At 58.5% G+C, this 12,834-nt stretch carries 14 protein-coding genes and 3 pseudogenes; 3 read left to right on the forward strand and 14 right to left on the reverse strand.

The window, feature by feature from the left end:
* The 7 genes and pseudogenes from FN835_RS20055 to FN835_RS20085 form a co-directional block, all read right to left on the reverse strand.
* A partial coding sequence (locus tag FN835_RS20055; protein ID WP_142665016.1) for an IS3 family transposase occupies positions 1 to 1,187 on the reverse strand: 1,187 nt, incomplete at its 3' end.
* Between the two features lie 59 nt (positions 1,188 to 1,246).
* Positions 1,247 to 1,993 (reverse strand): annotated as a pseudogene (locus tag FN835_RS20060) (IS66 family transposase); the annotation flags it as partial.
* Between the two features lie 62 nt (positions 1,994 to 2,055).
* Entirely contained in the window at positions 2,056 to 2,403 is a 348-nt protein-coding gene (gene tnpB / locus FN835_RS20065; protein WP_142665017.1) for an IS66 family insertion sequence element accessory protein TnpB, read from the reverse strand.
* Complete coding sequence (gene tnpA, locus FN835_RS20070) at positions 2,400 to 2,780, reverse strand: IS66-like element accessory protein TnpA (RefSeq protein ID WP_185958771.1); 381 nt, start codon at positions 2,778 to 2,780, stop codon at positions 2,400 to 2,402. The genes tnpB and tnpA overlap by 4 nt, the downstream gene beginning before the upstream one ends.
* A gap of 166 nt (positions 2,781 to 2,946) precedes the next feature.
* Positions 2,947 to 3,303, reverse strand: a complete 357-nt coding sequence (locus FN835_RS20075) for a hypothetical protein (protein WP_142665018.1) — start codon at positions 3,301 to 3,303, stop codon at positions 2,947 to 2,949.
* A gap of 165 nt (positions 3,304 to 3,468) precedes the next feature.
* On the reverse strand, positions 3,469 to 4,398 hold the full coding sequence (locus FN835_RS20080; protein ID WP_246098828.1) for a Hint domain-containing protein: 930 nt from the start codon (positions 4,396 to 4,398) through the stop codon (positions 3,469 to 3,471).
* A 1,228-nt stretch (positions 4,399 to 5,626) separates the two neighbouring features.
* Positions 5,627 to 5,863 carry a helix-turn-helix domain-containing protein gene (locus FN835_RS20085; protein WP_142665020.1) on the reverse strand — a complete coding sequence of 79 codons (237 nt, stop codon included), beginning with the start codon at positions 5,861 to 5,863 and terminating at the stop codon, positions 5,627 to 5,629.
* Between the two features lie 974 nt (positions 5,864 to 6,837).
* Here FN835_RS20085 and FN835_RS21380 point away from each other — a divergent pair.
* The gene (locus FN835_RS21380) at positions 6,838 to 6,984 is read left to right on the forward strand and encodes a hypothetical protein (RefSeq protein WP_185958772.1); all 147 of its coding nucleotides are present in this window, start codon (positions 6,838 to 6,840) and stop codon (positions 6,982 to 6,984) included.
* 36 nt (positions 6,985 to 7,020) lie between these two features.
* Here FN835_RS21380 and FN835_RS20090 read toward each other — a convergent pair.
* Positions 7,021 to 7,323: pseudogene (locus tag FN835_RS20090) on the reverse strand (integrase core domain-containing protein); the annotation flags it as partial.
* A 42-nt stretch (positions 7,324 to 7,365) separates the two neighbouring features.
* Between FN835_RS20090 and FN835_RS21935 the strand changes: the two are divergent.
* Positions 7,366 to 7,530, forward strand: a pseudogene (locus FN835_RS21935) (IS30 family transposase); the annotation flags it as partial.
* Positions 7,531 to 7,685: 155 nt separating this feature from the next.
* On the opposite strand, the gene FN835_RS20095 reads toward FN835_RS21935, so the two are convergent.
* Entirely contained in the window at positions 7,686 to 8,393 is a 708-nt protein-coding gene (locus tag FN835_RS20095) for an outer membrane protein (protein WP_142665021.1), read from the reverse strand.
* 139 nt (positions 8,394 to 8,532) lie between these two features.
* Positions 8,533 to 9,765, reverse strand: a complete 1,233-nt coding sequence (locus FN835_RS21385) for a Hint domain-containing protein (RefSeq protein ID WP_185958773.1) — start codon at positions 9,763 to 9,765, stop codon at positions 8,533 to 8,535.
* A 589-nt stretch (positions 9,766 to 10,354) separates the two neighbouring features.
* On the opposite strand from FN835_RS21385, the gene FN835_RS20105 reads away from it, so the two are divergent.
* On the forward strand, positions 10,355 to 10,591 hold the full coding sequence (locus FN835_RS20105; RefSeq protein WP_142665022.1) for a hypothetical protein: 237 nt from the start codon (positions 10,355 to 10,357) through the stop codon (positions 10,589 to 10,591).
* 26 nt (positions 10,592 to 10,617) lie between these two features.
* Here the strand turns inward: FN835_RS20105 and FN835_RS20110 are convergent, their stop codons facing one another.
* The 4 genes from FN835_RS20110 to FN835_RS20125 form a co-directional block, all read right to left on the reverse strand.
* A complete protein-coding gene (locus tag FN835_RS20110; RefSeq protein ID WP_142665023.1) occupies positions 10,618 to 10,884 on the reverse strand; it encodes a hypothetical protein in 267 nt (88 codons plus the stop codon).
* A gap of 29 nt (positions 10,885 to 10,913) precedes the next feature.
* A complete protein-coding gene (locus tag FN835_RS20115; RefSeq protein WP_142665024.1) occupies positions 10,914 to 11,429 on the reverse strand; it encodes a thermonuclease family protein in 516 nt (171 codons plus the stop codon).
* Entirely contained in the window at positions 11,426 to 11,782 is a 357-nt protein-coding gene (locus FN835_RS20120; protein WP_142665025.1) for a hypothetical protein, read from the reverse strand. The genes FN835_RS20115 and FN835_RS20120 overlap by 4 nt, the downstream gene beginning before the upstream one ends.
* Positions 11,779 to 12,834 (reverse strand): helix-turn-helix domain-containing protein (locus FN835_RS20125; protein ID WP_142665026.1); only part of this gene is annotated, 1,056 nt, incomplete at its 5' end. The genes FN835_RS20125 and FN835_RS20120, both read right to left, overlap by 4 nt.

Genomic DNA, 12,834 nt, shown 5'->3' on the forward strand with positions numbered 1-12,834 from the left:
ATGGTGTTGGCCAGATCAGCATTTGGCTTGGTCCCGATGGCCCAACTGATGACCATGCCGTCGAAGCAATCTATAACCGGAGAAAGATAGACTTTGCCCGCGCGTATCTGGAACTCTGTGATGTCGGTCAGCCATTTCTCGTTTGGCGCGAGAGCATGGAAGTCACGATTGATGATGTTCTCCGGCGCCGGGTTGATTTCGCCCAGATATGAACTGTAACGCCGTCGCCTGGGCCTTGGGACGGCCAAAGCTTCCTGTTTCATCAGGCGCCGGACCACTTTCTCGGAGATCGAGATGGAATACCGCGTCAGAGAGGCTGCGAGACGGCGATAGCCGTAGCAGCGATGGTTGCGCTCAAAGATGTCGACCATAGCACGGCGCACCGGAAGATACTTGTCTTCCACAGTAATACGGGCGCGGTGGTAGAAATAAGAGCTTCGTGCCAGCCGTAACCCCATCAGCAGCGCCGATGGCCTATACTGATTTTTTAGGGCGACGATCAGCATGGCTTTTTCCCGATTGCTCAGGCTCTGCAGGTCGCCGCCAAGATCCTTTTTTATCAGTTCGCTCGCTGTCTTGAGCAGGTCATGCTCAATCTGGAGTTCGCGGATATCGCGCTGCAAAGCCGCGCGCTGACGTTCTAGGTCTTCCATCGCTGGATCCAGGGCAGCACTTTTCTTGCGTCTCATCGTGGCCGGAGCCTCCGCGCCAAGGAACTGGTTTTTCCAAGCATAAAGTGTCGGCCGGCTCACTCCGACCCTTTTCGCCAAAGCCTCCGCACTTTCTTCTCGGCAATAAAGGCCCACCACAGCCGCCTGCTTCGCGACAGCGGAATGTTCACCTCGTCCACGTGTCCCTGTGGAGATCGTCCTGGTCTCAGGAAAAGCCTCGCGCACCCATGCCGTCAGCGTAGCTCGGCCGGGATAGCCTAACGCACGCATGGTCCAGGAAATGCAGCGCCCGTGGCTGGCATAATGCTGCAGCGCAACCTGCTTTTGTGCTTCCGAGAATTTGGGCGGGCGCGGGGCCGATCCTAGCGGCAAATCCTGACGGCGCACGTATTCGCGATACCAGCCTATCAAGGTATTCTTCGTCGGATATCCCAGCTCGCGGATGGTCGCCCGCGAGCGCTTGCCGAGCTGGATGTAAAGCTCGACCGCCCTCATTTGCTCTTCGTAAGTATGCATGAACTATCTCCTAGATAGTCCAACTTTTTTGCCGCACCCCCACCGGGTCACGTCTCGGCGGAAATCAACACCTCGGCCTCGATCCGCTCGATGACGGGGGCGAGCACCTTCATGGCGCGCCCACACCAATCCAGCAGTGTGCTGTCCGGGATGTCTGCGCCCATGCGGGCGTAGATCTCTTGCTGGCGGTAGAGCGGAAGGTGGTCGTCGAACTTGGAGACGAGGATCTGGGCCAGCAGCCCCGGTCCGGCCATGCTACCGGGGATGGGACGGCTCGGGGCCGCAGGTTGGACCATCCGTTCACACCGGCGGCAGGACTTCTTCACCCGCGCGATCTGAATGACCTTCATCTGCGCCGAGACCAGGTCGAGAAGCTCACTGGTGTCCTCGCCCACCACCCGCAGATCGCCGCCGCAATCGGGGCAGCAGGTGCCGGGGTCGAGTTCGCGGCGCTCACGAGGTGCTGCGTCCTACACACGCGGCCCGCGTCGCGGCGTTGCCTCGGCAACAGGAGCATCGGTCGTGGCAGGCTCAACGTTCTCGATCGGCGCGCCCTGCTGTTCAGCGGCTGCGACCAGCAGATCCTCCAGCGCCAGCTCCAGTTGGGCAATCTCGCGCTCGATCTTTTCCGAAGATTTTCCGAAGGCCTGCTTCTGGAGCCTGGCGATCCGCAGGCGCAAGGCCTGAACCAGCTGCCCGTGGGCCTGGAGCGTGGCCGACATGCGCGCATTCTCCGCCTGAAGCGCGGCGATCATCGCCTTCAGGACCGCGGGGTCGTCAGAGAGAATGTCGGCATCATCAGACATGCCGATGGATACCATGCGCAGGCATGTAAGGCCAATAAAACAAGGAAATTCAGCAAGATAATCTAGCCGACACGCGCAGGCGGCGCGCCCCAGTCGGGGCGGCGCCAGTCGATCCCCTCCCACAGCATGGCAAGCTGCGCCGAGGTCAAACGCATCGCGCCCTCGCCGGCGCCAGGCCAAGGGAAGCGCCCGCGCTCCAGAACCTTGTAGTAGAGGCAGAAGCCCTGGCCATCCCAATAGAGCAGCTTCAACCTGTCGCCGCGACGGCCGCGGAAGGCAAAGACCGCGCCACTGGCAGGCTTCTGACGCAGCACGTCCTGGGCCAAGGCCGCCAGACCCTCGATCCCCTTGCGCATGTCGGTGACGCCGCAGGCAAGGTAAATCCGGACACCGGTTCCGGGGCCGATCATGCCGCCTCCACCATCCGGATCAGCCGCACCAGAACGGTGGCCTCCAGATCCGGTGCGAACCGCAAGCAGCGGCCATTGGCCAGCACCAACTCGACCTGCTGATCAGGGGCGGTCGGGCTGGCCGCAGCCGCCGGCAGGCGCGCCTCCATCGCCTCGGGCGCGGTGATCGGTAGGAACAGCGCATCGGCCGTCGGGAACAGCCGCCCTTTCTTCTTCAGATCGTGCCGCCACGCGTAGATCTGCTGGCGCGTTACATCGTGACGTTGCGCGACCTGCGTGACCGTCGCTCCATCAACGCCGACCGACAGCACGAGCCCGAGCTTCTCCTCGTCATCCCAACGCCGCCGCCGTTCCAGCCCAAGGACATCGCAACGCATCCTGCACCCCGCATAAGAGACGTCGTTAACGACGTCGTTATGCACGTCTCATAACTGGTCCGCCCAAGGTCAGGCAGGCGGTGACAACCGGGCGGTTACAGCTGTTCTACATCAGGGGATTTGAAAAACCCTGAGCCATCCTTCACGCCAGTTGGTCCGGGAAAGTTCAGATTAACTTCGACAGGGAATTCTTCTCCATCGTCGTAGACGAACCTTCCTTGGCCTCGCAGTCGATACATCCTGGATTCTTGGCTGTCTTTTCCAACTTTTCGTCCGTACCCCACCAGGTCACGTCTCGTTGGATATCAACTGGATCGGCTCCATGCCCGGGGGCATCGGTCGCATCGATCAGGGGTATGGAATGGGTAGCCACAAACAAATCCGACTGGTCACCATCGAAGAATGCGTAGGTAGGTATCGCGACTTGACTGACACGGAAACGATGGGGCGCGCCCTGCTCGATCATTGTAAAGGAAACGATCCAGCCTTCATAGCGGCAGCCAAGACGCTGCTGGAATTCCAAGCTGGAAAGGGAACAGCTGAGGCGGTCAGGGCAGTTTGCATCGCTGCCTTATCAAACGCTGGTATGCCCTTAAAGGACAGCTAGGTCGGCAACCAGGAATAGGCGGCCCGGTTGCCTCTCAAGAAAGGCACCCCCCAGGTCGAGTGAGCCGGGGGGCTTATATTGTCAGCTCGTCAATGCTGCTTCATTCTTCGCGTGGCGCATCGCCAACTGGCGACCCATACGCCCACTGACCAAAGTGCGGGCGCTGGCAGGGTCGGAATTGCTGCGCAGTTCGGGAAACAGCGTATAAATCTCTTCCCGAGCTGAGGCACCGATAGACTTCATCGCCTCAGCGCCGGTGTAGAGTGATTCAGTCGCCGCATTTTCGGAATAGATGATTTCGTGCCGGTCGAATAGCAGGTGGAAATACTCGACCCGCTCGACATCAGCTGCGATCTCAATTCCAGGGATGCTCAGCAGCTGCTTGGCCGCCACAAGAATTTCCGACTTTCCAAACATCCGAACTGCGATTTTGGAGCGCACCAGAATGCGGTGCTGTTGCGACACGACCAAGTCACGTGCGGGGATGCCATCGCCAAGTACGCCAGCCCTAATTCTCACAGGCAAAAGTTTCGGGTTCCGTCTTAGATCCTGCGCGGTGATCTGCGTTGATCCGACCCAACGAAGCGCCTGAAAGCCACTGTCCACAGTTGCGATTTCGTCGCCGATCTGAAGCTTCTCGACTGCTACCAAGCCGCCTTTCGTCCGGATGAGGGTTCCGCTCGTGAAGCAGGTGATGTCGTCGATGTTGATAACGAAGTCCGAAGAGCTGTTGACGTAGCTCGTGCTTGTCATACTACCAGCGTACGCGGGCACCAGCTTGCCGTCGACTACCGGGATTGTGACCGCCGTCGCGGTGGTTCCTGCTATGCCGTACAGCGTCACGAGGGTTTGAGGCACCCCGTTAATCGTAACCACATCACCGAAGTAAACTCCGTTGATTGTCGAGACAATACCATTGACGGTGAACGTATCCCCTGTATTCGCTGATAGCAGGTCGTTGTCGTTCTGGTCCGTGATGGTGAGAGAGATGATGCGATCGCTCAGATCCACTGCGGGGCCTGTGGCACCTGTACCCCCACTGCTCCATCCGGGCGGTAAAGGGAAAGATCCTTGAGAAAAAGCCGGATCGAAATTCCAAGCATTAATCGTTGCTGACGTCGGCATGAACTCACCAGAAAAAGCGGCAAAAATTCGCCACAGGGTTGAAAACTGAACGAATCGTTACAGTCACGGCGAGGATTCGCATAGCGGCGTTTTATGTTTGAGGAATATATTTCTCTCGGCGTATCCCGTGCGTCAGCTATCCCCCGTTAAGAAGGCGCGCCATTGGTGGAACGGGTGGACAAATCGGCAGGGGAGGCTAGCTTCAGCCTTGCGTGTCTTGGTGGCCACGCCGCCCCGCTGCATCAGGCAGATTGGCAGCGGGGCACTAAAAACTTGCTCTGAATTGCTCGCGGTCCGCGTGTCTGATGCTGACGGATATGCCCGTCTTTACTTGGTCGTTCAGGGGGGCAGCCCCTGGCTAGATTGCCGTCCGGCCGGGGGTTCAACTGCTTGAAGGGTCGCGCGTTGCGGCGGGCATGAGAGCTACACGCACCGTCATCACTTTCACCCTGACCGGCCAGTATTGGTCGAGCACTTCCCCGATATGAGGAACTGCCGAAGTGGCTGGCGTTCTACCGCCGGCAACATGAGCTATCGCTGAAATCGTCGCACCACTACTGCGAGACCGGACGCGAGTTAGAGGCATTGCAGATCTTGTAGAATGGCCGGATTACCTATGCGCTGGCGGGGCTGGATAGACAGAGGAGTCGAACAGTGATTATGGTCGTCCAGCCCACTATGACTCAGCAGGTCCATAAGGGGGGCAGGCCCCCGGATCGGACTGCAAACCACGCCCCGGGGGCCGCTTCCTGAGTTTGCCCCATTCGCGAAAGCGCGATATCCTGAGATCCTTCCATCTGCAGGTGTCGCTGCTATGGGAGAGGCCCCCGGGGAGGAGCTCGGCCGCGCTCGGGGGCCGCCGTTTGGAACCTGACCAATTAGCCAACTACACGTTATGCGGGCACGGGTGTATCACACACCTACGGCAGCACGTAGCTGACGCTTGACGATTTAACTGTCTGTAAGTTTTCCGATTTCCGTGGTTTCTAATCACCGGGCGGCGCTCATGACGAGTGTCGCCCGTTGTGTTTTTCGGTCCGGATTTAACCGGGCAGTTCAGCACCGAAAAGCTTAGTCGGGGGGCGAGCAGAACGGCCCGAGGCTGCGTCGTTGATCACTCGCGGATGCGATCGAGTACAGGCTGCACACCGGGTAAGGATCGGTCGCCTGTGCGTTCTTCACATGCCAATATCCCGTAGCCATCGGCAGCGTGCCAGAAGTTCCGCCGGAACTCGTGATAGATGGTCAAACGGTATCGGCCGAGCTGGATTGCGATCTGTGCCACGCCGACCTTGCGGTGCAGCAGTCCAGCGAATATTCGGCGCTCCTCAAATGTCAGATGCGGCGCCATAGGGAGGCTCCACGAATTGCAACAGCCTGAAAACGATGGCTTGTCGCATTTCGAAATAGCACCCACCTTGGCGGTATCTAGTTACCCTACCGTGGTTATGTTAAGTGTACTGCCTTATTTCCCTGCAAGTACACGTTGACGCAATCGTATCTTCGTTGGTCTTCGGACGGGCTCGAGTTCACTTGTTGGAACAGCGATGTCATCGGGCACGCCCTCATCGACGCCCTTGACTGCAAGATCATCGCCTAGAGGGCGATGGTGATGTCGGGCTCAGCGGCTCCGACATCCGCGACCTGCTGCTCGAGGCTGCTGGTTTCGCCCCAATGTCCAGGTAGACGAAACGCCGGTCATGTACTAACTTTCAAACGGACCACTCAGGGGGGCTGATCACCCATCGCGTGATAAACTTCAGTGCCCTTTGCCAAATGAACACGAAGCAGAAATGATGTGCGGATAAACTCGATGCTCAAACCAACTTCCCGGGGCCGTGATGGCTGATCGGAGCCTATTCTCTGATACATTGCTTTTGGGTGTCGCGGCTTGCTCACCCGCTCCTGTCGCAGATGGTTCAGAACCGGCACTTGTTTCGAAAACTAGGCTAACTGACCACGGCGAATATAGTCTCGGTTGCGCGCATTACAGGGCTGCCGGAATGTCCGGAACAGTGAGACAAGTTTTTTACCCGACTTTCATATTAAATTTAGTTTCATGTGCATCCGGAAATACCTAAATTGGATTCGTGGTCACCAGCGAAGCTCTCCACAACCGGATCCCTTTCCTTCGTGGCGCCACCTATACAGGGGAGCTGTCACTCAGTGTCGAATACCCAAACGAAGACTCTATATTCGGCGTTGGCGAAACGGTCCAAACCTTCATCGCGCTCATGTATGTCTAGACGCTTAAAGGTGGACAGCTTTCGCTGCCTAAGAGATATGTACGACGAGAGATCAATGTCTTTAATGAAGTTTGTCTAATTGACCATCGTGGCGATACCGCTGCTAGGCGGCTTGCCTGCAAGTGCTGAACCGGTAAATGTTACCCCCGACAACTTTACCCGGGCCGAAAGCGATCTCTACTTCGCCGGGGTGGTCGCACAGGGCGGCTTCGGGCAGTGGGACTGAACCGCGCCGGGTTTGCCGGAGGCTGATTGACGTTAGTTACGCGGCCATGGCTTCAGTTTCCAGAGCTGCGTAGAAGTTGGCTTCGGCTTCTGCGGGCGGGATGTTCCCGATGAGCTCGAGGAGGCGGCGGTTGTTGAACCAGTCGACCCATTCGAGTGTGGCATATTCCACCGCTTCGAAGCTGCGCCATGGCCCGCGCCTGTGAATGACCTCGGCCTTGAACAGACCGTTGATCGTCTCGGCCAAGGCGTTGTCGTAGCTGTCACCGACACTGCCGACCGACGGCTCGATGCCCGCCTCCGCCAGCCGTTCACTGTAGCGAATGGACAGGTATTGGGCGGATTCAACCGGTCGTCACAACACCCAGATTAGGAGGTGTTGATGCCGACAGGAAGGCGCAAATCAGAGAAGTCCACGCGGACGAAGTTACGCTCGCCGGGACGGCCTCCGGTATGGCAGCGTGAGAACCTGTGTCGGTTCTGGCGGGCGATCGCGATGGGGGTCACGAGTGAAGAGGCCGCGGTGCTTGCGGGTGTGTCAGCACCTAATAGCTGCGCTTCTCGACCTTGATGAACTGCTGCCGTGGAATTGGGCACCGTCGAACTGATCCGCGGTAACAATCGGGCGGTTACGTTGCATCGGCATGCTTGCAAGAGAAGGGCCGCGCATCGCGGCCCTTGCCTGTCAATTAAAGCACGGCTTCAGAACCGATAATTTACGCCAACTTTGATGTTGTTGTACTTGGGCGTGGCCTTGCTCTCGAAATCGCCGAACTCGACCTTCTCATTTCCGAAGTTTGCGTATTCGTATTCGCCCGTCACAGACCAGTTGTCATTAATCTGCTTCTCGACACCAAGACCCAGAATGTATCCGGTCTTGCTCAGACCTTCTTCCACCCCGTTCAGATCATAATCAATATCAATACGCCCGACACCCGCGATGCCGTAGACCAAAAGATCAGGTCGGACCGCGTAACCAGTCTTGAAACGCAGCGCGATCATGTGATTGACCTTGGCTTCGACGTCAAGGGCAGTTCCCAACAGAAGACCGCTGGTGTCGCCTTTGATGTCGCCACCCTCGATGCCAATTTCAGGGCCGAACACCCAGCTGCCACGCTGCCAGCGATAACCGGCACGCAAACCTGCATTGGCACCTTTAAGCTCCATCTCACCGATGTCACCAAGAAGGGTATCGGACGCGGAGGAGGACAAGCCGAAACGGTCATCGCCTTTGAAAGCATAACCCACCGTGGCCCCGACATAACCGCCCTGCCAAGAACCGACGGGAGCTTCGACCACAGCGACGATCGGCGCAGCGTCAAGCACCGGAGGTACATAGCCGCCCGAATGTGCTGCGCCAGTTCCGATAACGAGCGTCGTGGCCACAACCACTATATGTTTAATTGTCATTTTTTCCCCTAAGTCTGGACAGATGCATGCGGTCACGTGAAGCGCGTTTCGAGATAATGCTCGTCGCTCATTCTCGTGCCACATGTCGTCGATCGACAGTTGCAATGGTTGACCGCGGAGCCATCCGCGGTCTTCCTATTCACAAGGATTGCGTGACCAACTCACGGCCGTTGTGGACATGACGCATTGCCAGCTTCCTTGCCTTGCGCCCCGAGGGGATCAAGCGCGCAGGCGCCGCCTCGTAGTCCCGATCAGCAAGCTGAGGGAACAGTTCAAGGATTTCGCGACGCGCTGCCAGACCGACTGAGCGTAGCGCTTCCGGACCGGTGAACAGGCTTTCGGTCTCCGCGCCATTTGCAAAAACCACCTCATGACGATCAAAGAGGAAGTGGAAGTATTCGACCTCACAAGCGTCTTGCACGATGTCGATGCCATCAAGATTCAGCAGTTGCTTCGCCGCCACCAGAACCTCTTGAGCGCCGAACATCTTGATCGCCACCCTTGAGCGCACCAGCACCCGGTGCTGCGGCGAGACGACGAGATCAGAGGTGGGCGTGCCCGCACCCAGCGCGCCCGCTTTAATTTGGATTGGGCGCACATGGTCACGCGACGCCAAATCCCTGGCTGAGAGCTTCACCGAGCCGATCCAGCGGATCGGCTGGAGGCCGTTGTCACGCGTCATGATCAAATCATCGGCACGTAGCTCCTCAACTGCGACGGGACCACGGTCGGTTTCGATCAAAGTCCCACGCCCAAAGCACAGCACCTGATCCGGCGGAAGCGTTTTAGTTGCATCCTCGTCAGGTGTAATAGTCATGGCCGTCGTGTTTACCACGGTAGAGACCAGCCCGGTAAGGGCAGGAGTTGCCAGGCCAAGGAGCGGCACTGCTGTGGTCAGCTGATTGACGATATCCGAAAGCGGCGCAGTGATGGTTGTCGTTCCGCCGCCTAACAACTGAACCGTTGCCGTGACTTGGAGATTCTGCTGATCAAAGGGAGTTTCGGTGACCATGTAGGTATTGGTCACCGGCGGATCCCCGGTAGTGGTCGAAAAAATGTCAACCGTGCGGGGAAGCACATCCAAGGTGACGGTCGCGATACCTGGAATATCGACCCCTGCCGCGACAGTATTGAGCTCTGCCGTACCACGGTAAGTCGCATTTGACACCACGTCAGTTCCGGCCGGATCCGACTGCGACAAGTTCGTGGTGTCGCCTGGCTCCAGAACGCCGTCCGAAGTCGGTTGCTCATAACCGTCGAACTCTGTGGACGGACCAGTGAAATTGATCAGGCGCGCTGTGGGAACCGTAATAATCCCACCATCGACTCCAACGCTAAGGGCGTTCGGAGGAAGCTGTGTTACATAAGGCATGTGTTTGCACCGAAGTAGACCGAGACAATGAAACCGGTCGGGTTAATACAAGAAGGTTGCACCTTCTGACGGCACTCGGATGAGCGGAATCATGCCCATCGAGTGTCACATTGTCTTAACCCTGCGGTTGAATCAAACTGTTTTGTTCAGCAGATCTCAACTTTTTCGTACAGGGGGAGTATTCGTCCAATTCGGCGCGCAACGCCTGACCTAAGGCCACAGGTTCAGACATTTATCTCAGGCTGGCCTGCCCTGCTTGTCGGCAGGGCAGACCGAAAGAAGCGCGATGTGCCAACCATGCTTCCTCTGCAGGTTGCAAGCCTCCCCCGACGTTGCAATCCTGTGACCGAAATTTGACAGCGGGGAATGCGCCATGCAAGTTTATTATTTTACCACATGCAGTAGATAGGCGTCCTGACACCCGGATGTGTACCGTCAGCACGGGCTGCGTCACTTTAGAATACGACAGAGATCTAAATTCTCACGACGCTGCGCCCTGATGCAGCGGCGGCGTTGCCTTCTCTAGCCGCCGCATTTCCTAGGAACAGAAGTAACGTTCTGTAGTTCGTCCATCCGATCAGGGGGTGAGATGAAACAAATCAAAGTTGCGAACACACAAAGCTGGGCACGATTGCGATGTGAGGATCAGGACGCGTTGTCTGAAGCGCGGCGGGCGCTGAGGGAATTGCTCAAGCCGCTGCAGGAACAAGCGACCCTTTGCTCCGAACCGCTGCGGCGACGCCGGGGCACCAGCAACGGCGGGATTTACACAGATCTGGATGCGCTCCCGGTAGCAGCCGAAGTGCGTCGGGATCTCACCCGGTAAGGTGATGACTGAACCCACCCAGAAACTCATCCCGGAAACTCCCCCTCTGCATAGGTAGCATTCAGCACATCCGCCACGATCTGCAGAAAGCTGTCTGGATCATCGAGCGCGTTGGCGGCGATGAGCAGCGGCTTTGGACGCGCCGTGAGCGTCTCTCCCTCCGGCCCAGTTCGTGCAGCCGCCTGAAAATAGATCGCGAGCTGCAGCTTACCTGACTTCGTTTTGTAGACCGGCTTCACGAAGAAGCCGGCTTTTGGCACCCGTCCGGCGCGGTTGGGCGAGTTTTGCGACATGGCGTGCCGTCCTCCTCCAATGATGTCCCTCAGTTTGTGACGGCCTGTTTGTGCGACTTCACGGCGTCGCGTCTCGCTTTGCGCCAGAGATGCGGTCGCTCGAAGGCCCCCTGCCAGATCCCGATCTTTCGCCGGACCGCAGTGCGCTCGGCCTCTCCATAGCGCTTGTCCCGATCGTAATAGCCGACAGCGCGGCCTGAGGAGACCATCCAAAGACCAATGTCATCGCCTTTGACGCGGCAATAGGCCAGGACGCGCCGATACTGATCCCGTCCCGTCGGCACGCAATGCACGGTACGTTGCGAGAGGTGGCCTGCGAGTGCCAGAGCGGCTTGCTGGCCGCAGCGCCAGGGCTGGCCTTTGGTTGTCTGGCAAAGCTGCGCGGCTTCCGGTGCATCAATGCCCGCGAGCCGGATCCGTTCGCCATGGATTTCGATGGTATCGCCGTCGATGACTGTCGCAATTCCGACAATGTCGGCTGCGCCCGCAGATGCGCATGTTGCAAACAGGAACAGGGCGAAAGTGCTGGCAAGGCTGCGGGTCATGGGGGATCTCCATCGGAACTGATCGGCGGATGCGCGATGGCCGCTTGTCCTGCAAGCCCGAGCTGGTCGAGCCTGGCGCGAAAGGCGCGATGCTGTCGGGAAATCTCATGGGCACGCTGGAAGCTGGCCAGCCGTGTGGCGTCGAGGCAGGCGAGATAGTCCGTCAAGGCGCCGAAGTAGCGCTCGAAGTCTGCGGCAACGAGGTTGGCGTAATGTCGCAACTCGGCATCGCTCGAGGGCACAAACGGCTCCTCTGGCGGCAGGCATTCCGCAACTGCCTGCGGTCTCAGGGCCTGTGCATGGCTGACTGCAGGCAAGAGCGCCATGAATATGGCCGAGATCAGCGGCTTCATGAGATGCATCTGCGCCGATGCCGTAGGCTAGCAAGCGCACCTGCGAGATTGAACGTAGCTCGAGCCTGCAATTGCGTGAAGCGCCGCAAGGCCGCACCGGGGCACCGGATGGGATGCGTCGGATGATCCCGATTGGCATCTATCACCAGCACAGTCAGACAGGCCGCAAGGTCGCCAAAGACTGCAGCCGCCTCGTGCATCACCTCCTCACCGATGTGAAGATGCGGCAGCAGGTGAAACACCGCTGTACGCAGCGAGCGCGGGCACGGCAAACCATCGGGGCAGAAGAGGTCCAGATGCGCGCGAAGATCGGGACTAGCAAGATCGCGCAACACCTGCGGCGTCAGCCACCGGAGGTTATGGCTGCGATCCTCCGCCCCTGCCCCACACGCTGTTGGGTTCGGCTCTGCGGCCTTGTCCACTTCGGTCGATGCGATCTGGCAGTCCCGTTCTTGATCAGTTATCCGCGTTGTCTCCGCGCCCTTACAGGATTCAGAAGATTCTGGAGTTGTTTTTTGTATTGCCGGAAGCTGGGGTTCCACTCTGCCGGAAGGTTTTGGCAAATATCGAAGTAATTCCTCGCATTCCGATCGCAGAAGCTGGATCTCTGCCAGATGCGCGGCGAGGCAATCTGAGCCCACGAGCACCGCATAGCGGCGTGGCCACATCGAACGACGCTGCAAAAGCAACGGCAGTGCCGGATTGCTGGGACGTAGGGTTAACAATCGCTCGATCAACAACTTCACGTCTCGCTTGGCGGCAGAGCATTCCAGCCGCAGCACCTGACAACGGCGCGCCTCTTCGCGATGCCGCGCGTCGAGCGCGATCAGCTGAGGCAGCAGGACGATGAGCGGACGCAGATTGATGCCCAGCCGCCGGCCATTGGAGAGTGCCCGCCCCGACCGCCGGCCATTGGCGGCCGTGTCGATCTCGACTAGACCCAGATCTGCCAAAGCCTTCTCATGGCCGCGCAGAGCACGGTCTGAAATCCCAAGCTCCTGAGCCAGATCCTGTTGCGCACAAAAGCAGACCGGATCCCGATCCGGTGCTGT

Source organism: Paracoccus laeviglucosivorans (genome assembly GCF_900182695.1).
GTDB lineage: Bacteria > Pseudomonadota > Alphaproteobacteria > Rhodobacterales > Rhodobacteraceae > Paracoccus > Paracoccus laeviglucosivorans.